Raw genomic sequence first — 18,083 nt, forward strand, 5'->3', positions numbered from 1 at the left:
GCCATTTCCATTGGTAGCGGGGACAGGATTTGAACCTGCGGCCTCTGGGTTATGAGCCCAGCGAGCTACCGAGCTGCTCCACCCCGCGTCGCATGACAAAACCTAGCTCAGACCGGCCGGAACTCCAAACCGCTTTACCGAATGTAACTCTCCGGCCGCACCCACCCGTACGTAGGCATGCGAGCGTGTGTCACAGCAGGGAGGTGTAGTGAAGGCCGAGGAGTCGTTCCACACGTACGTGTCGGGCCGCTTGGCGGCGCTGTCGCGGACGGCATACCTGTTGTGCGGCGACCGGCACACCGCGGAGGATCTGGTCCAGGCAACGCTCGTCAAGGTTGCCCGGCACTGGGAGCGGGTGGTTGCCGGCGGCGATCCTGATCCCTATGTCCGGCGTGCCATGGTCAGCCAGCATGTGTCGCTGTGGCGCCGGCGCTGGCGGCGGGTCCACCTCGTTGCCGAACCACCGGAGCGGCCGGGGCCGGACGAGTCCAGTGGCATCGACACCGCCGTCGCGGTCCAGGCCGCCCTCGCCCGGCTCGCGCCACGCCAGCGAGCGGTGCTGGTCCTGCGGTACTTCGAAGATCTCACCGAGGTCGCAACCGCCGAGGTCATGCGCTGCTCCGTGTCCACCGTGAAGAGCCAGACCCGCGACGCGTTGGCCGCGCTGCGCGCCAAGGCGCCGGAACTCGCCGAGCTGACGGAGGTCACCTCATGACGGCGCCGCTGCGCGACACGCTCCTCCGGATCGGTGAACAGATGCCGCCGGCACGGCTGCCGGAGGATCTCTGGCGGCGCGGACGACGCGAGCGATACCGCGACCGCGTGCTGGCCGGCGCGGGAGCCGCCATCGCCGCGCTCCTGGTCGGCGCCGTGGCAGTGTTGCCCGGCCTCGGACGGGACACTCGGCCGGCGGCGGGCGTTCCGGCCGTCCCGGGCCAAGTGGAGCTGCCCTATCCCTGGCAGCAGACGGTTCAGGGCGCCCCGGCCGGTGCGGCGTCGGTGCTGTTCGGCGGAGGGTCGGCCCTGGGGACCGACCCGTTCGAGTCCGAGGGCGGCAAACTGGCCGTCGTCGGGCGCGCCGGCGCGTATCGCGTGCTGCGCTACCCCAGCGACGGCGTGCGAGCCGGCATCGACGTGCGGCTGTCACCGGACGGCACGCGCGTCGCGCAGCCGGCGGACGAGGGCGGCTGGCTGACCGTCACCGACCTGCGAACTGGCCGGGCCCGCACCTTCGACACGGCCACGCACACCTGCTGTGGAACGGTCGTGGCGTGGCGGCCAGATGGCGAGGCCCTGCTGACCCGGCACCGCGCCGCGCACGGCGACTCCGTCCAGTACCACCTGCTGCATCTCTCCACCGCCGCCGAGACGCCGCTCGGCGATCCGTTCGACGACACAGCGGCCGCGACGTCCTGGTCGGGCGCCTTCGCACCGGACGGTGGACGAGTGGTGGTGGCGCAGCCGACCGCGGACGGCACCACGCTGGATGCCTACGACGCGCAGGGCAACCGCCTCTGGCGTCATCCCATCAGCCCTGGCGTGCGGCTGGCGGGCGCGGGCGCCTGGACGCCGGACGGCACGCGCATCGCGCTGCTCACGCTCGACGGCTGCGCCGAAGCCTGTGACACGGCGAGCCTGGCCGCACGCACCTGGCACGTGTCGTACCTCGACGCCGCCACCGGTGCCGACGCGGCCGGCCCCGCGCTGCCGCCGCTCACCGGGCTGGCGGTACGAGCCCTGGGCTGGCACGACACCGAACTGGTCGCGGTGGTGTCGGACCCGGAGCCGGGCGACGGCGCCCTGGACGCGGGGTTCGACGACGGCGGCTGGGCCATCACCGGACACGTTCGAGTAGCCGTCGTCGCCCCCGGCGGGGTGAGGACCGTGCTCGACCCGCCGCCTGAAGTGTCATCGATCGACGTCGCGCCGGACCTGGTCGCCGCCGGCGCGTTCGGTGGCCCGCACACGGATGCGGCGGTACTTCCCATCCGTTGGGCGCCCCTGCTCCAGCTCGGCGCGCTGTTGCTGATCCCGATCGGCGGGCTGGCCCTGCTGACCCGCTGGCTCGTGCGCCGGCACCGCCGCCAGGTCACCGCCCGAACATGACACGGACGCCGATGCGAGCGGACGCGGCCGCATTCTTTCGAGCCGGCTTTTATGCCGGAATGGAATGTGAGGGACCGGCCGCACAAGACACGAAAGCGCCCTCCCAGAACTCATTCTGAGAGGGCGCTTTCCCTGGTAGCGGGGACAGGATTTGAACCTGCGGCCTCTGGGTTATGAGCCCAGCGAGCTACCGAGCTGCTCCACCCCGCGTCGCACCACCAACACTAGCCCACCAAACCCAAGACCCCAAACCATTAACCCAAGAGCCCGAGCACAAGAGCCGATAAAAAAAGCGCGCCCACCGACAACCCGGCAGCAACGGCGCGAAGCGCCAAGCGGTGCCTGGCGGGAGCAACGGCCAGAGCCAAAAACGAACCCGAGCAAACCAAACACGCACACGAGGACTCGACGGTGCAAGCGCAACCCGCGAGGTCTTAATGGGGGGTGTGGGGTGGCGAAGCCCCCCACTGGGGAGCGAACGAAGTGAGCGCGAAGAATGCTACAAATCGAAACGGCAAACGCCCCCCGCGTGAAGCAGGGGGCGTCGCGATTTGTAGCGGGGACAGGATTTGAACCTGCGACCTCTGGGTTATGAGCCCAGCGAGCTACCGAGCTGCTCCACCCCGCGTCGGCTTGTTTAGCTTAGCGGACGGGGTTGGTCAGGTCCAAATCGGTGCCGGGTGACCGTGTCGGGTGTCACCCGGGCCGGGGTCGTTACCGCCGGCCCGGGTGATCAGCGAATGCGGTCAGCCCGAGGACGGCTGGACCGACGGGGACGTCGAGGCGCCCGGCGTAGCGCCTGGTGAGCCGCTCGGCGACGGGGTGGCGCCCGCCGCCTTCGTGGCCTCCTCGTACCGGGCGATCGCGTCGTTCAGCGCCTTGAGCGCGCGGCCGTAGGCCTCGAAGTCGCCCGACTGCTGGGCCGCCTTCATGTCCGCGATCGCCTTGTTCATGGCCGCGATCGCCTCCTGCACCTGGGGCGTGCCCTGGTTGCCGGACGGGTTGCCGGTGTTCTGGCCGGTGTTGCCGCCGTTGTCCGTCTGGGGCACCGGCGCCTGGCCGGTGACCTGTTTGACGAGCTGTTCCAGCCCGTCCGCGAGGTTGTCGGCGTAGGCCATGTACTTCGGGCCGTAGGCGACGAGCACCTTCTGCAGGCGTGGGAACGCGGTCTCGTTCTTCGCCTTCAGATAGATCGGCTCGACGTACAGCATGCCGTTGGCGACCGGCAGGGACAGCAGGTTGCCGTAGAACACGTCCGAGTTCTGCGAGCTGAACTGGGTGAGCTCGCGTCTGGCGTCGGCGATCGACGTCATGCTGCTGTGGGTCTGGTTCGGGCCCTGGATCGCGGTGTTCGCCGGTAGCTCGAGCACCTCGAAGCGGGGCTGGCCGTTGACGTACGACGCCGACATGAGCGCCGCCAGGTTGCCTCGCTTGCGCGGGGCCATCGCGGCGGTGAGCTGGAAGCGGGCCTCGTCCTGGCCGGGGAGCTGGGCGACGAGGTAGTACGGCGGCTGGTCGGCCGTCGAGTTCGCCGGGTCCTTCGGGACCTCCCAGAAGTCCTGGCCGGAGAAGAAGCCCTCGGGCGTCGTGACGTGGAAGCGGCTGAGCAGGTCACGCTGGACCTTGAACTGGTCCTCCGGGTAGCGCAGGTGCTCCATCAGGCTCTCCGAGATCGCGGAGCGCGGCTGGACCAGCTTGCCGCCGAAGGCCTTGTTCCAGGTCTTGAGCACCGGGTCGCTCTCGTCGAACGCGTAGAGCTTGACCTCGCCCGTGTACGCGTCGACCGTCGCCTTGACCGAGTTGCGCAGGTAGTTGACGTCCTGGCGCGGCTCCGGGAACACCCGGCCGCCGGTCGAGGAGTCCTGGATCGCGGTGTTCCAGTCGAGCTTCTGCGCGTACGGGTAGGTCGCCGACGTGGTGTACCCGTCGATGATCCACTGGATCTTGCCGTCGACGACCGCCGGGTACGGGTCGCTGTCCAGCGTCAGGAACGGCGCGATGTTGCGCACCCGGGTCTCCGGGTCGCGGACGTACAGGACCTTCGAGTGGTCGTTGAGCACCCCGGAGAGCAGGAAGTTGGTCTCGCGGAAGTACGACGCGTAGAGCAGCCGGCGCCAGAAGGTGTTGACGTCCACGCCGCCGCTGCCGTCGTACGTCGAGTACTGGTCCTGGTCGCCGGAGCCCCCGGTCGGCCGGTCGAACTCGGCGTTGCGGTCGCTCGCCTTGCCCTTGCCGACGATCGCGTAGACGTCGCCCATCTGCTCGCCGTAGTAGATCTGCGGATGGGTGACCTTGATCTGGTCGTTGTCCGAGGCGCACTCTTCGCTGCCCTGGTTGTCCGGCTTGGTGTTCTCGCTCAGGAAGCCGGAGACGTAGTACGGCTGACCGCCGCAGACGACCTGGTTGGCCGGGGCGGCGACGAAGCCGTAGCCGTGCGTGTAGACGCTGTGCCGGTTCTGCCAGTTGTTCTGCTGGAGCTGGTCGTAGCGGATCTCCCGGACGCCGACGATGTAGTCCTGGGTGCGCGACTTGCCCTTGTCGTCGGTCAGCGTGTAGCGGTCGATGTCCAGCTTCGGGTTGAACTCGTAGAAGCCGCGGACCTGCTGCTGCTGGGTGTAGGTGTCGCCGACGACGGCGGGGTCGAGGAGCCGGATGTTGTTCACCGTCGGATCGCTGCCGTTGGTCAGCGAGGGCGGCGGGTCGGTGTTGCTCGACGCGTACGGGACGACCTTCACGTCCTTCAAGCCGTACGCCTCGCGCGTGGCGTCGATGGCGTACTGGAAGTACGGAGCCTCCTTCTGCAGCTGGCTCGGCTTGACGGTGAACGACTGCACCGCGGCCGGGTAGATGCCGCCGACCGCCACCGCGGACAGCGCCAGCAGACCCAGGGCCAGGCCCGGCCACACGAGGTTGCGCATGAAGGCGTTGGAGAACACCAGGATCGCGATCGCGACGACGATGGAGATCCAGGCGAGGATCTCCTTGGCCGGCAGCAGGGCGTTGATGTTCGTGTAGCCGGCGCCGTACAGGTCCTGCGTCGGGAACTTGTCCAGCAGGAGGCCACGGCGGTCGAGGAAGTACGCCGCCGCCTTGAGCAGCACGAAGATCGCGACGAGGGCGGTCAGGTGCGCGCGGGCCGCGGCCGTCATGCGCTCGCCGGCGCCCTGGAGGCGGACCCCGCCGAAGAGGTAGTGCAGGGCGAGCGCGCCGATCAGCGAGAAGACCACGGCGGTGAAGGCCACGCCGAGCAGGTAGCGCCAGAACGGGTACTCGAACACGTAGAACGACAGGTCCACGTGGAACTGCGGGTCGGTCTGGCCGAAGGGGGTGCTGTTGCTGAACAGCATCCAGTCCTGCCAGTGGCCCTGCGCCGAGAGGCCGGAGAACAGCCCGATCAGGCCGGCCACCAGGATGATCCAGCCGGTCATGTGCGGCAGCAGGAACAGCCGGTAGCGGTCCAGCGCGTGCTGCTCGGCCGAGTGCGGCCGCAGCAGCGGGCGGGTCCGGTAGGCCAGGTAGAGGTTGGCGGCGATGACGAGCCCGACCGCCACGCCGAAGATCACGAACATCCAGATGCGGGTCGTGAGCACCCCGGTGAAGACCTGGGGGTACTTGACCTCGGAGAACCACAGATAGTCGGCCCACGCCCCGACCACCCGGTCGAACAACGTGAACAGCAGGAAGACGACCACCAGGACGGCGATCGTGACCCGTCCTCGCCGGCTCACCCTGGTCATCGGATTACGCATTACCACGGTCGGCTCCGCCCGTTCGCGTATGGAAACTCGTCCAGCGTAGTCATCTACTACACAGCGTCGGCGTCCGACCGGCCCGGAGCGTGTCGAGGGCGGTCAGCGCATCGTCGATGTTGTTCACTTTGATCAATGGCAGGCCGGGCTGCGGATTGTCCATCGCCTCGCCGCAGTTGGCCGCGGGCGTGAGGAAGACCTTGGCCCCGGCGGCCTTCGCGGCGACGAGCTTCTGCGGGATGCCGCCGATCGGGCCGACGGCGCCGGCGTCGTCGATCGTGCCCGTACCGGCGATGATCATGCCGCCGGTGAGGTCCTCCGGCTTGATCGTGTCGATGATGCCCAGCGTGAACATCAGGCCGGCCGACGGGCCGCCGATGCGGTCGAGCTGGATCGTGAGCTTGAACGGGTGCGGCTGGCTGGTGCCGGCCTGGATGCCGATGCGCGGGTTGCCGTCGTCGCCGGCCTTGGTCGCGACCTCGACCGTGGAGGTCTGCCCGGCCCGCACGATCTCGATCTGGTGGCTGGTGCCGGCCGGCTTGGCCCGCACGAGCTCGGTGAGCTTGTCGGGGCTGTCGACCGCGGTGCCGTCGACGGACTTGATGACGTCGTCCTTCTGCAGCTTGCCCTCGGCCGGGAAGCCGGCGCTGACCTCGGCCACGGTGACCTGGACGGGATAGCCGAGCTTGCGCAGCGCGACGGTCTCGGCCGAGGTCTGCGACTGCTGGAAGTCGCGGGCGTTGTCCTCGTCGACCTGCTGCTGCGTGCGGTTCGGCGGGTAGATCAGCTCGCGGGGCACGACCGCCCGGTCCTTCTGCCACCAGCCGATCATGGCGTCGAGCAGCGTCATGTCGGGCTGGACCGACACCGTGGTCATGCGCAGCTGGCCCTTGGACTTGGTCGCCTCGGCGCCGTCGACGCTGATGATCGGGTGGCCGCCGGGCTTGCCCGTGTCCGTGCCGAGCGTGTCGTAGGTCGGGCCGGGGCCCATCTCGACGTACGGCACCTTGACCACGGTCGCCTGCCAGGACAGCACCAACAGCAGCAGCGCGCCGAACAGCACGGTCAGCCCACGACGTCTCATGGCGGCGAGCCTAGCGCTCCCGGCCCACCGCACCTGGAAGCGAGTACCGTTGTGACATGCCCGCAGATATCCCGTTCGGCTTCGGTCCGTCCGGCGGCGACGTGCCGGATCCCAATGATCCGCGCCAGATGCAGCAATTCCTGAGCCAGCTGCAGCAGCTGTTCGCCACGCCCAGCGGTGGTCCGGTCAACTGGGATCTCGCGCGACAGCTGGCGCAGGCCCACCTCACGGGGGGCGGCCCGGCGGCCGGCATGTCGCAGTTCCCGGTCGGCTTCGCCATGCCCGGCGCCCCGATGCCGGCCGCCGAGCCGGCCGACCCCGACGCCGCGAAGCCCGTCGGCGACCCGGCCGTGACGGCCGTGGAGCGCGCCGCGGTCATCGAGGCGCTGCGGCTGGCCGACCTGTGGCTGGAACCGGAGTCCGCACTCCCGTCCGGCGTGCGCTCGACCGCCGCGTGGAGCCGCGGCGAGTGGCTCAACCAGACGCTGCCGATCTGGCGCAAGCTCTGCGACCCGGTGGCGGCCCGCATGGTCTCGGCCATGACCGAGCTGGTCCCCGAGGAGATGCGCGCCCAGATGGGCCCGATGACCTCGATGGTGGCCTCGCTGGGCGGCGCGCTGCTCGGCGGGCAGCTCGGCACCGCGCTGGGCTCCCTGGCCGCCGAGGTGCTCTCGGCCGGCGACATCGGCCTGCCGCTCGGCCCGGCCGGGACCGCGGCGCTGCTGCCGGCGAACATCGCGGAATACGGCAAGGGCCTCGAGGTCCCCGACGACCAGGTCCGCCTCTACGTGGCCCTGCGCGAGGCGGCCCACCAGCGCCTCTTCGGCCATGTCCCGTGGCTGCGCGGGCACGTCTTCGCCGCGGTCGAGGCCTACGCGGCCGGCATCCACGTCGACCGCGAGGCGATCGAGGAGGCGATGAGCCGCATCGACCCGTCGACGCTCGGCAACGACCCGCAGGAGCTGGTGCTGGAGGGCATCTTCACGCCCGAGGACACGCCGCAGCAGCGGGCCGCCCTGGCCCGGCTCGAGACGGCGCTCGCGCTCGTGGAGGGCTGGGTCTGCCACGTGGTCGACCGCGCCGCCGGCGAGCGCCTGCCCGACGTGGTGAAGCTCTCGGAGGCCTTCCGGCGCCGGCGCGCGGCCGGCGGCCCGGCGGAGCAGACGTTCGCCGCGCTGGTCGGGCTCGAGCTGCGGCCGCGCCGGCTGCGCGAGGCCACGGCGCTGTGGAACGCGCTGACCGAGCACCGCGGGGTGAGCGGCCGGGACGCGCTCTGGGGCCACCCGGACCTGCTGCCGGACGAGGAGGCGTTCGCCGACCCGGACCTCTTCGCCCGCACCCAGCTGGACCTCGGCGACCTGGGCTTCGGCGAGGAGTTCGGCTCGCTGGGCGACCCATCTCCCGAAAACCCGTCGCCCGAAAACCCGTCGCCCGAAGAGAAGAAGCCTTCGTCTGACGACGAGAGCTGAGAGCGTCATGACTCGGGTCCGCGGGGGTGCGGACCGTTGCTCCCGCCAGGCACCGCTCGGCGCTGCGCGCCGACGCTGTCAGGTCCGCCGCTGGTCACCCTGAGCCTATCCATCAGCCCCAACGGCGACGTCATGTCAACCGCGTGTCACGGCGAGGGTCGTCTTCTGGCCCACGCCTTCTGGCCCTCGCCGACGGCGCCGCCGAGTCAACAGCGCCCGAGTCGCGTCGGCCGGGCGGGACGGCGCGGGTCTTCCGGTCGCGTGTCGGCCGGGATCGGGACGGCGAAGGTCTTCCGGTCGCGTGTCGGCCGGGACCGGGGCGGCGAAGGTCTTCCGGTCGCGCGTCGGCTGGGACCGGGGCGGCGAAGGCCCGCGCCGACGGCGCCACTAGGTCGGCAGCGCCCGAGTCGCGTGGACCGGGACGATGAGCGTCTTCCGGTCCCGCGCCGACCGCGCCGCTAGGTCAACAGCGCCCGGGTCGCGTCCCAGCCGTCCAGGCCGAGATCGAGACGGCGGAGATCCTCCGGCCCGCGCAGCCGGTGCCAGCCCGGCGCGGCGGCGACCATGGTCGGCTCCGGGGCCGGGCGGCGCGCCGTGACCACGTCACCGGCGTCGGCGTCGAGCTCCGGCAGCCACTCCGGCAGCGGCAGGCGAGCGGCGGCGCCGAGCAGGCCCCCGTTGTGGGCCGGGGCGATCGCGAGGTGGCGGGTCGACAGCGGGCGCAGCAGCTTGCCCACGAGCATGGCCGGCAGGTCGGGCGCATCCGCGAGCAGGACGGCCGCCTTGTCGTGCCCGTCGGCGGCCGCGGCGGCGAGCGCGGCCCGGATGGTCGGCGCCGGGATCTCGTAGATCCGGGTCGACGGCCAGGCGATCTTGGCGGCCAGTGGCAGGTCGTCCGCGACGGCGGCGATCGCCGGCTGGACGCGCGGCAGCGGGGTCAGCAGGTCGACGAGGTCCTCGGCCATCGCCGAGCGCCAGACGTCCGGGTCGGTGCCGGGCGGCGCCCAGGCGACCGGAACGAGCAGCGCGACGACAGCGGCGACCGTCATTCGGTGATCCCAAGACCGGCGGCCGCTGACACCCCCTCAAGATACCCCCGGGCCCGTTCGGCCTTCGGGTAGCGGGCGACCAGCGCCCAGAAGGCACTGCTGTGGCTCGGGATGACCAGGTGTGACAGCTCGTGCAGCAGTACGTAGTCGATGACCCAGTCGGGCATCTCCTGCACGCGGTGGGAGATCCGGATGGTACCGTCTGCCGGCGTGCAAGATCCCCAACGCCCGTTCTGGTTCTGCACCCACCGCACGCTGGCCGGACGGCCGGCCGCGGCGTGGTCGGGCAGGTAGCGGGCGGCGAGCCGCTGCGCCCGGGAGGTCAGTTCGGCGTCGGTCCGCCGAGCTCGCTGCTCTCGCGCCGCCAGGCGCTCGAGCATCCGGTCGACCCACTCGCGCTCCTCGGCGCGCGAGAACTGGGCCGGGATCAGCACCACCACGCGTTCGCCGTCACGGTAGGCCGACACCGTGCGACGGCGGCGCTTGCTGCGCCGCACCTCGATGACCGGCTTGCGGGTCATGCCGGCCGCCCCCCTCGGGTCCCGCTCACGGGGGAACGCTAGCCGTAGGCAGCCATCCCTTCGCAAGGCCCAATCTTGGGGAGGGCGCCCGTAAGTCACCCATTCGTGGGCACTCGCCGGAAAGATTCCGCCGGAAGTCCGGCCTGCTCCGGGTGCCCGCTGCGATTTCATCCACAGCAACCCACACCGTTGCCCACACAGTTATCCCCAGGCTGTGCATAGTGTGTACGGTGCGGCTGGAGGAAGATCTTCCGATTACGCTCGGCGTGTCCCGTCTAACCGCACTTTCCCCGAGTGTCCGACAAGGCACACTCACCACGTTGGCCTAGCTGGTCAGCACCGGTGCGCGGGGCGTGCCGGACCGATTTGAGGAGGGCATCGTGGCCGAGACCTACAACGGCTACTGCGTCAAATGCAAGGAGAAGCGGGACTTCGAGGGCGAGATCGCCATCTCGAAGACCGGCATGAAGATGGCCAAGGGCGCCTGCCCGGTCTGCGGCACCACGGTCAACCGGATCCTCGGCAAGGCCTGAGCCGGCGGCTCGCCACCCGATCGACCTCGCACCTGGCACCACCTCGGACTGGCTTGCGGCGCTGTACCGCGCCGAATGCCCTCCCCGCCCGGCATTCGGCCCGGACCCGTCGAGCCTTTTCGACGGACATATCCGGAATATCGGGCACAGAAGCAGGTCGAGCGAGTCCGGCATCCACGCCGGAGGGACCGAAAGCACTCCGCGCGAACCCCGCGCGATATACGGCCTTTGCCCCTTTCCCTGTGGATAACCAGCCCGCCGGCTGTGGATAACGCCGGCCGTCGGTGGATCGTCCTGTGGACAACCGCCGCCGGCCGGCGCCCAGCCGTGGCAGCGTGGCAGGCATGCGACCGAGGCTGCTCCCGGGGCTGCGACGCCTCTGGCGCGACGAGCGAACCGTTCAGCTGGGCACCGATCCCGCCACCGCCGTCGTGCTCGAGCTGGGCCACCCGGCCCTGGCCCGGGTGCTCGACCTGCTCGACGGCTCCCGCACACTGCGCCGCCTGCTCGCCGAGGCCCGTCCCTTCGGGCTGGACGGGGCCGAGGTGCTCGCCCTCGTCGACACGCTGCGGGCCAGCGGCCTGGTGGTGGCCGCGCACGCGCTGCTCCCGACCGGGCTGGACCGCACGACCGGGGACGGGCTCACCGCGGAGGCGGCCGCGATCAGCCTCCGCCTGCGCGAAGACCCCCGTGACCGGACGGCCGCGGGCGTGCTGCGCCGGCGCGGCGGAGCCCGCGTGATCGTGGCCGGCGACGGCCCGCTCGTGGCCCCGCTCGCGACCGCGCTGGCCGGAGCCGGGGTCGGGCACGTCGAGCCGCTCGTCGAGGGCCGGGCGACGGACGCTGATGTGGCCGTCGGCGGCCTCGGGCGCGACGACGTCGAGTCCTCCCGGGTCCTGGCCATCACGTCCGCCATCACGCGGCACGCGCCCTGGGCACGGCTCTCGGCCGGCCGCGGCGACGGCGTGGACTTCGTGGTCCGCGTGGGCGACCGGCGCCTCGACGCACTGGACCGCCGCGGCGTGCGCATGCACCTCCTGCCGCGGCTCGAGGTCCAGGTCCGGCTGGGCACCGTCCTCGTCGGCCCCCTCGTGCGACCCAGCCGCTCCCCCTGCCGCGGCTGCCTCGAGCTGCACCGGCAGGACCGCGACCCCGCCTGGCCCGCGCTCGCCGCACAGCTGGCGACCGCGCCCCCCGGCATCGGCGAGCCGTGCAGCCTCACCACCGCGATGGCGGGCGCCGCATTCGCCGCCGACGAGGTGCTGTCCTATCTCGACGGCGGCTCCCTGCGCACCGAGGCGGCCATCGTGGAGATCCCCCGTCCCGGCGAGGCCCGCCGCCGGGAGTGGACCGCCCATCCGCGCTGCGACTGCCGACGCCGCCGCCGGGGCTCCCGTGACAGCAGCTCCCGCGAGGCCGGCTCCTCGTGAAGCGCCTCCCCGCGAAAGCGGCACCCACGAAGCCGGTCCTCCACGAGGCCGGTTCCCACGAAGCTGGGTTCTCCACGAGGCCGGTTCCCACGAAGCTGGGTTCTCCACGAGGCCGGTTCCCACGAAGCTGGGTTCTCCACGAAGGCTGCACCCCACGAAAGGCGGCACACCGTGAAAGCGGCACCCACGAACGCGGCTCTCCACGAATGCGGCACCCCGTGAAGCACGAACGCAGCAACCCGTGAAGCACGAAGGCGGCACCCCGTGAAGGGGCATCGACGCTGGGACCTCCGTCAGACTTCCGCAGGTCGATCTGCGTGGCGCGAGGAGAATGTGACCGTCGTCTCCACGGACGCGTCCGGCTCGGTGCACGGCCGGTCCGGCGGCGGCAAACAGTCGCGCGCACAGTCGGCGAGCACCGTCTCCGGGGCCGCATCCGGCCCGTTGCGCGGCGTGTCCAGCGGTGGGAATGGGCGGCACGAGGACGCTGTGACTGCCGTCGCCGTCGTCGGGGTGGCTCGAGCGGGTAAGAATGACTTGTGACCGAGATCCCTAGGGGCGCAGTCGCCCGCACCGCACGGCTGGCGTCGCTGCCCCTCGGACTGGCCGGACGGGCCGCGCTCGGGCTGGGCAAGCGCGTCACGGGCATGGCCGCCGACGTCGTCTCCGCCGATGTCCAGCGCCGCACCGCCGAGCACCTCTTCAGCGTCCTCGGGCAGCTCAAGGGCGGCGCGATGAAGATGGGGCAGGCGCTGAGCGTGTTCGAGGCCGCCCTGCCCGAGGAGCTTGCCGGGCCCTACCGTGCCGCCCTGACGAAGCTGCAGGAGGCCGCCCCGCCGTTGCCGGCCGCCAGCGTGCACAAGGTGCTCGCCGAGTCGCTCGGGGTGGACTGGCGCGAAAGGTTCAAGGAGTTCGACGACAAGCCGGCCGCCGCCGCGTCGATCGGGCAGGTGCACCGGGCGGTGTGGTCCGACGGGCGGGACGTGGCCGTCAAGGTGCAGTATCCCGGCGCCGGTGAGGCGCTGCGCTCCGACCTCAACCAGCTGGCGCGCTTCGCCGGGCTCTTCAAGGCGATCCAGCCGGGCCTGGACGTCAAGCCGCTCGTGGCCGAGATCCGCGACCGGGTCACCGAGGAGCTGGACTACGAGCTCGAGGCGCGCTCGCAGAGCGCGTTCGCCGCGGCCTTCGCCGATGATCCGGACATCTTCGTGCCCCCCGTGCTCGCCTCGTCGCCCCGCGTCATCGTCACCGAGTGGGTGGAGGGCACCCCGCTGTCGGCGATCATCTCGGGCGGTACCGAGGAACAGCGCAACCGGGCCGGGCACCTCATGGCGCTGCTGCACTTCTCCGCCCCCGCCCGGGCCGACATGCTCCACGCCGATCCGCACCCGGGCAACTACCGCCTGCTCGACGACGGCCGCCTCGGCGTGCTCGACTTCGGCGCGGTCGCGCACCTCCCCGGCGGGCACCCCGAGATCATCGGCCGCCTGACCCGCCTGGCCCTGGCCGGGGACGCCGAGGCGGTGCTCGAGGGCCTGCGGCAGGAGGGGTTCATCAAGGGCGACGCGAAGGTCGACGCGCCCGCGGTGCTCGGCTACATCCGGCCGATGCTCGACCCGCTCGCCGAGGACGAGTTCCAGTTCACGCGGGCCTGGCTGCGCGCGGAGGCGACCCGGCTGGCCAACCCGAAGAGCCCTGCCTACGCGCTGAGCCGCCAGCTCAACCTGCCCCCGTCCTACATGCTCGTGCACCGCGTCACGCTCGGCTCCATCGGCGTACTGTGCCAGCTCGAGGCCAAGGCCGCCTACCGCGCCATCCTCACCGACTGGCTGCCCGGATTCGCCGAGCCCGAGGCGAAGAAGCCGCGCCGCAAAAAGTAGCCACGGCGCAAGAAGGAGCCGCGGCGTAAGAGCGGCCGCGGCACAGAGCGGCCGCGGCGTAAGAAGTGGCCGCGGCACAGAGCGGTCGCGGCACAGAGCGGTCGCGGCGCACAAGTGGCTGCGGCGCAAGAAGGAGCCGCGGCGCGAGTGGGCAACCGCCACGTGAGCGGGCAAGCAACCAAGCAGACCGCCCCGGAAGCAAGCCAGCCAGCCAGCAAACGAGCGAGCCAGCGAGCCCAGCAAGCCGCAAACGAGCGAGCTAGCAAGCCAGAAAGCGAGCCGGCAAACGAGGGAGCAGGCGAGCGAGGGAGCAGGCGAGCGAGGCCGCGGCGATCAGGACATGGAAACGGGCCCCTTCACGGCGAAGGGGCCCGTTGCTCATCGTTCACATCAGGGTCGGGTCAGGTGACGCTCCTGCTCGCGACGCGCGCGCATGGCGACCTGGCGGGCGGACGGGTAAGCCTCAGAGTGGATCGCAGTCTGAGGCCGACGCATTCGCGCTCTCGACAGTGCTTCGTGAAGTAGTTGCAAGGACATCGCGGAACTCCTGGGTCGGTCGGTGACGAACTCGGTGGAACGAAGCCGGGTCGGCTGCGCGGCGCGCAGTCCTCGGCTGGCCGGCTGGCGATGTGCGCTCATTTCAGGCCGCCACACCGGCGACCACGGCCGCCGTACGGGCGGCAACCTCGCCACGCAGGACGGCGTCGCGAGCGACGTCCTCCTTGCGCGGGCGGCCCCGCGGACGCTTGCGCGGCACCACGGCGCCGCGCTCGAAGATCTCGCCACCCCAGACACCCCAGGGCTCGGCGCGCTCGATCGCGCCCGCCAGGCACTCGGCGCGGAGCGGGCACTCCACGCAGAGCGACTTCGCGAGCTCGAGCTCCGCCGGCGAGTCGGCGAACCACAGGTCCGGGTCGAAGGTGCGGCACGGCAGGTCGGACTTCACGACACCCCGCGCAGCCGCGCGGAGACGCTCGTCCGAGGCCGGGTCGACGCGCACGTCGATCGATGCCAAGGCCAGGCTCATCCCGGTCACCCCTTTCTGTTTGTCGATCGTTTGGTGTGATCGTTCGGTGCAAATAAATGAGGCCGCGGATCCCGGTGTCGGGTTCCGCGGCCTCGAGGTGAGCCGGTGAGTCGGTCTTGTTAGACCGGCCTGCCTCGAGGTGGTATGCCGCGGACTCCGCCGTTGGGCTTCGGAGCCGTCATGCCGTGCTTCGCGCTGAACCCATTGGTCCCCTGAACCTGGGTCCCGCGCTCGTCGAGCAGAGTGGTGCTGATATCGGTGTCGTCGATCCGGACCTCGGCCTCGGTCACCCGAACCGTCAGATCCGTCCGGACCGACCCGGTAGCGCGCGCGACGCGCGCGGCCGGAACCAGAGCGGCCGGAACCAGAGCAGCCGGAACGACGGCAGCCAGAACGGCAACCGGCGCCGGAGCGACGGAGGAGGCGGCGAGGACGGACTCCTGCCATTGCAACGAGACGGTCGGCGAGACTGAACGGGCCGGCGCTTTCGACGCGCAGAGGGCAGACAGCAGCGTGTGCCGCTCCTGGGTTAGATAGAGCTTCACGGGTGCCACCTTCTCTCCGCAGATCGTCGTGGTGCGACGGCCGGTCTTCCGGCGTCGTGTTCGCAGGCTATGCCGTGCCTCAACGGTAGGGCAAACGATTTATCGGGGAAAGTTTTTTGTCAGGTTCCAAGCCAGGAACAACCCCGGGCAACCGTTCGCGCCGGACCTCAGTGTGCCACGTCGACGCAGCTCATGGTGCCCCGACACGGTCAAAGTTCATCGATGGATGCGGCCAGCTCGTCGACGCTCGTCCCGCGCACGAGCGCGAGCACGTCGTCGCCGTACAACATCAGCTTCCGCGGCCCGATCCCCGCGATGGCGGCGAGCTCCTCGCGGCGCGACGGCCGCCGCTCGGCGATCGCGGACAGGGTCACGTCGGTGAAGACCACGAACGCGGGCACCTTCTGGATCGCGGCCAGCCGGGCCCGCCAGTCCAGCAGGCGGCCCAGCAGCTCCTCGTCGAGGTCCGACGGGCAGGTCGAGCACCGGCCGAGCTTGCGATCGGCCCCGTTGACCAGTCCGGTGCCGCACACCCGGCACGACACGGCCATGACCCGCCGGACGCGCCCGGCCACCGCGGCCTTGTCCAGCGGCCGGCGCGGCGCCGCGGCGGCGCGGCCCGCGGACGAACCGGACGCGGCCCCCGCCGGGGCGGTCGAGGGCACGAACCGGCTCGGGCGCCGGGGCCGGCCGCCCGGAGTCCGCGCCGCGGCGTGCGAGAGCCAGAGGGTGTGGCGGGCGCGGGTGACGCCGACGTACAGCAACCGCCGCTCCTCCTCGACCGCGTCGGGCGTGCGGGCGTGGATGACGGGCAGGGTCCCCTCGGTCAGCCCGACGAGGAACACCGCGTCCCACTCGAGGCCCTTCGCGGAATGCAGCGACGAGAGCGTGACGCCCTCGACGGTCGGCACGTGCTGCAGCGCCGCGCGCCGCTGCAGCTCGGTGTTGAACTCGTCCAGCGAGAGCGTGGCCATGCCCTCGGCGAGGGAGACGAGCGCGGCGACGGCCTCCCAGCGCTCCCGCTGGGCGCCACCGGCGGGCGGGGCGTCGGGGCGCCAGCCGACCCGCTCCAGCGCGGTGTGCACGGTGCCGACCAGCCCGTCGCCCTCCTCGCCGCGGTAGGAGCGCAGCGCGATCATCGCCTCGCGGACCTCGGTGCGCTCGAAGAAGCGCTCGGTGCCGTGCACCACGTAGGGGATGCCGGCCTCGGCCAGCGCCTCCTGGTAGACCTCGGACTGGGCGTTGACCCGGAACAGCACGGCGATCTCGCGGGCCGGGGTGCCGGCGGCGATGAGCTCCGCGCAGCGCGCCGCGACCGCCGAGGCCTCCTCCGGCTCGTCGGCGAAGGTGCGCACGGTCGGCTCCGGGCCCGGCGGGCGCTGCCCGACGAGATCGAGCCGCAGCCGGGACAGCTCGCCGCGGGCCCGGGAGATGACGGCGTTGGCGAGGCCGACCACCTGCGGGGTGGAGCGGTAGTCGCGGGTGAGCCGCACGACCGTCGCGCCCGGATGGCGGCGCTGGAAGTCCACGAGGTAGGACGCGCTCGCCCCGGTGAACGAGTAGATGGTCTGGCTGGCGTCGCCGACCACGGTGACGTCGTCGCGCCCGCCCAGCCACGCCTCGAGCAGCCGCTGCTGCATCGGGTTGACGTCCTGGTACTCGTCGACGACGAAGTGCCGATACTGCGACCGCACCTGCTCGGCGACGTCGGCGTGCTCCTCGACGGCCCAGATCGCGGCCCGGATCATGTCCTCGAAGTCGATCACGCCCGCGGCGCGCTTGGCCCGCTCGTAGTGCGCGTAGATCTTGGCGACCAGGGCCCCGTCGAACGGCGGCTCGCGCAGCGCCTTGGCGGCCGCCGCGGCGTAGTCGTCCGGCTCGATCAGCGACGCCTTGGCCCACTCGATCTCGCTCGCGAGGTCGCGGAACACCTCGCGGTCGGTCTTCAGCCCGGCCTTGGTCGCGGCCAGGCTCACCAGCCGGGCCTTGCTGTCCAGCAGCTCGGGCATATCGCGGCCGGAGAAGAGCCGGGGCGCGAAATACCGCACCTGGCGCAGCGCCGCCGCGTGGAACGTGCGCGCCTGCACCCCGCCGGCACCGAGGCGGCCCAGGCGCTCGCGCATCTCGGCGGCGGCCCGGGCGGTGAACGTGACGGCGAGGACGTGCTGGGCGCGGACCTGCCCGGACCGGACGCGATGGGCGATGCGGTGCGTGATCGCCCTGGTCTTGCCCGTCCCCGCGCCGGCGAGGATGCACAGGGGCCCCGCCGGGGCGGTCACCGCGACGGACTGGTCCCGATCCAGTCCCGCGAGAATCTCTGAGGAGTCCGCCACAGCTGGACATCATTCCAGCTGGGTACGACGTTATGCGGTATCGCCTTGTGTGACCCCGCCGATGCTTTCTGGAGGAACCACCCATGCTGACCATGTACTCGACCACCTGGTGCGGGTATTGCCACCGGCTCAAGTCGCAGATGGACCGCGAGGGCATCCAGTACCAGGTGATCGACATCGAGCGGGACCCGGAGGCGGCCAAGTTCGTCGAGACGGTCAACGGCGGCAACCAGACGGTGCCGACCCTGCGCTTCGACGACGGCACCTCGATGACGAACCCGACGATCGTGCAGGTCAAGAAGCACCTGGAAACTGTCGGTAGCTGAACGGGAACAAATCCGTTACGGTGGCTGGCTA

General features: G+C 71.2%; 14 protein-coding genes and 3 tRNA genes. 7 read left to right on the forward strand and 10 right to left on the reverse strand.

Features of this window, described 5'->3' with window-relative positions:
* Nucleotides 1-11 precede the first annotated feature (11 nt).
* A tRNA-Met gene (locus tag AC6JBM_RS38755) sits at nucleotides 12-88 on the reverse strand.
* A 120-nt stretch (nucleotides 89-208) separates the two neighbouring features.
* Here AC6JBM_RS38755 and AC6JBM_RS38760 point away from each other — a divergent pair.
* Both AC6JBM_RS38760 and AC6JBM_RS38765 read left to right on the forward strand, forming a co-directional pair.
* Nucleotides 209-715 (forward strand): SigE family RNA polymerase sigma factor, encoded by a 507-nt coding sequence (locus AC6JBM_RS38760; RefSeq protein ID WP_497978845.1) that lies wholly within the window; start codon nucleotides 209-211, stop codon nucleotides 713-715.
* On the forward strand, nucleotides 712-2,106 hold the full coding sequence (locus tag AC6JBM_RS38765; RefSeq protein ID WP_497978846.1) for a hypothetical protein: 1,395 nt from the start codon (nucleotides 712-714) through the stop codon (nucleotides 2,104-2,106). Before AC6JBM_RS38760 ends, AC6JBM_RS38765 begins: the two co-directional genes overlap by 4 nt.
* Nucleotides 2,107-2,239: 133 nt before the next feature.
* Here AC6JBM_RS38765 and AC6JBM_RS38770 read toward each other — a convergent pair.
* From AC6JBM_RS38770 to AC6JBM_RS38785, 4 genes are all read right to left on the reverse strand, one after another.
* Nucleotides 2,240-2,316, reverse strand: a tRNA-Met gene (locus AC6JBM_RS38770).
* 344 nt (nucleotides 2,317-2,660) lie between these two features.
* Nucleotides 2,661-2,734: transfer RNA gene (locus AC6JBM_RS38775), tRNA-Met, on the reverse strand.
* Between the two features lie 118 nt (nucleotides 2,735-2,852).
* Nucleotides 2,853-5,843, reverse strand: coding sequence for a UPF0182 family membrane protein (locus tag AC6JBM_RS38780; protein WP_497978847.1), 2,991 nt, complete (start codon nucleotides 5,841-5,843; stop codon nucleotides 2,853-2,855).
* Between the two features lie 61 nt (nucleotides 5,844-5,904).
* Nucleotides 5,905-6,939 (reverse strand): YlbL family protein, encoded by a 1,035-nt coding sequence (locus AC6JBM_RS38785; protein WP_350611722.1) that lies wholly within the window; start codon nucleotides 6,937-6,939, stop codon nucleotides 5,905-5,907.
* A gap of 56 nt (nucleotides 6,940-6,995) precedes the next feature.
* Here AC6JBM_RS38785 and AC6JBM_RS38790 point away from each other — a divergent pair, with 56 nt between their 5' ends.
* Nucleotides 6,996-8,408 carry a zinc-dependent metalloprotease gene (locus AC6JBM_RS38790; RefSeq protein ID WP_497978848.1) on the forward strand — a complete coding sequence of 471 codons (1,413 nt, stop codon included), beginning with the start codon at nucleotides 6,996-6,998 and terminating at the stop codon, nucleotides 8,406-8,408.
* A 458-nt stretch (nucleotides 8,409-8,866) separates the two neighbouring features.
* Here the strand turns inward: AC6JBM_RS38790 and AC6JBM_RS38795 are convergent, their stop codons facing one another.
* Complete coding sequence (locus AC6JBM_RS38795) at nucleotides 8,867-9,457, reverse strand: hypothetical protein (protein ID WP_497978849.1); 591 nt, start codon at nucleotides 9,455-9,457, stop codon at nucleotides 8,867-8,869.
* Nucleotides 9,454-9,978 carry a M48 metallopeptidase family protein gene (locus tag AC6JBM_RS38800; protein ID WP_433083490.1) on the reverse strand — a complete coding sequence of 175 codons (525 nt, stop codon included), beginning with the start codon at nucleotides 9,976-9,978 and terminating at the stop codon, nucleotides 9,454-9,456. Before AC6JBM_RS38800 ends, AC6JBM_RS38795 begins: the two co-directional genes overlap by 4 nt.
* 377 nt (nucleotides 9,979-10,355) lie before the next feature.
* Here AC6JBM_RS38800 and AC6JBM_RS38805 point away from each other — a divergent pair, with 377 nt between their 5' ends.
* From AC6JBM_RS38805 to AC6JBM_RS38815, 3 genes are all read left to right on the forward strand, one after another.
* The gene (locus tag AC6JBM_RS38805; protein ID WP_425516560.1) at nucleotides 10,356-10,511 is read left to right on the forward strand and encodes a DUF5679 domain-containing protein; all 156 of its coding nucleotides are present in this window, start codon (nucleotides 10,356-10,358) and stop codon (nucleotides 10,509-10,511) included.
* A 344-nt stretch (nucleotides 10,512-10,855) separates the two neighbouring features.
* On the forward strand, nucleotides 10,856-11,941 hold the full coding sequence (locus AC6JBM_RS38810) for a hypothetical protein (RefSeq protein WP_497978850.1): 1,086 nt from the start codon (nucleotides 10,856-10,858) through the stop codon (nucleotides 11,939-11,941).
* 539 nt (nucleotides 11,942-12,480) lie between these two features.
* A complete protein-coding gene (locus AC6JBM_RS38815; RefSeq protein WP_497978851.1) occupies nucleotides 12,481-13,821 on the forward strand; it encodes an ABC1 kinase family protein in 1,341 nt (446 codons plus the stop codon).
* 640 nt (nucleotides 13,822-14,461) lie between these two features.
* Here AC6JBM_RS38815 and AC6JBM_RS38820 read toward each other — a convergent pair.
* The 3 genes from AC6JBM_RS38820 to AC6JBM_RS38830 form a co-directional block, all read right to left on the reverse strand.
* Entirely contained in the window at nucleotides 14,462-14,848 is a 387-nt protein-coding gene (locus tag AC6JBM_RS38820; RefSeq protein WP_433083485.1) for a WhiB family transcriptional regulator, read from the reverse strand.
* A gap of 119 nt (nucleotides 14,849-14,967) precedes the next feature.
* Complete coding sequence (locus AC6JBM_RS38825) at nucleotides 14,968-15,393, reverse strand: hypothetical protein (protein WP_497978852.1); 426 nt, start codon at nucleotides 15,391-15,393, stop codon at nucleotides 14,968-14,970.
* 209 nt (nucleotides 15,394-15,602) lie between these two features.
* A complete protein-coding gene (locus AC6JBM_RS38830) occupies nucleotides 15,603-17,726 on the reverse strand; it encodes an ATP-dependent DNA helicase UvrD2 (RefSeq protein ID WP_497978853.1) in 2,124 nt (707 codons plus the stop codon).
* 83 nt (nucleotides 17,727-17,809) lie between these two features.
* On the opposite strand from AC6JBM_RS38830, the gene AC6JBM_RS38835 reads away from it, so the two are divergent.
* Entirely contained in the window at nucleotides 17,810-18,052 is a 243-nt protein-coding gene (locus tag AC6JBM_RS38835) for a mycoredoxin (protein WP_497978854.1), read from the forward strand.
* The last annotated feature ends 31 nt before the right edge of the window (nucleotides 18,053-18,083 follow it).

The sequence above is a fragment of the Dactylosporangium thailandense genome (assembly GCF_059739745.1).

Coding starts and splice junctions, on each gene's coding strand:
- AC6JBM_RS38765 (WP_497978846.1), top strand. CDS start 712: ATGACGGCGCCGCTGCGCGACACGCTCCTCCGGATCGGTGAACAGATG.
- AC6JBM_RS38780 (WP_497978847.1), bottom strand. CDS start 5,843: ATGACCAGGGTGAGCCGGCGAGGACGGGTCACGATCGCCGTCCTGGTG.
- AC6JBM_RS38785 (WP_350611722.1), bottom strand. CDS start 6,939: ATGAGACGTCGTGGGCTGACCGTGCTGTTCGGCGCGCTGCTGCTGTTG.
- AC6JBM_RS38790 (WP_497978848.1), top strand. CDS start 6,996: ATGCCCGCAGATATCCCGTTCGGCTTCGGTCCGTCCGGCGGCGACGTG.
- AC6JBM_RS38795 (WP_497978849.1), bottom strand. CDS start 9,457: ATGACGGTCGCCGCTGTCGTCGCGCTGCTCGTTCCGGTCGCCTGGGCG.
- AC6JBM_RS38800 (WP_433083490.1), bottom strand. CDS start 9,978: ATGACCCGCAAGCCGGTCATCGAGGTGCGGCGCAGCAAGCGCCGCCGT.
- AC6JBM_RS38810 (WP_497978850.1), top strand. CDS start 10,856: ATGCGACCGAGGCTGCTCCCGGGGCTGCGACGCCTCTGGCGCGACGAG.
- AC6JBM_RS38820 (WP_433083485.1), bottom strand. CDS start 14,848: ATGAGCCTGGCCTTGGCATCGATCGACGTGCGCGTCGACCCGGCCTCG.
- AC6JBM_RS38835 (WP_497978854.1), top strand. CDS start 17,810: ATGCTGACCATGTACTCGACCACCTGGTGCGGGTATTGCCACCGGCTC.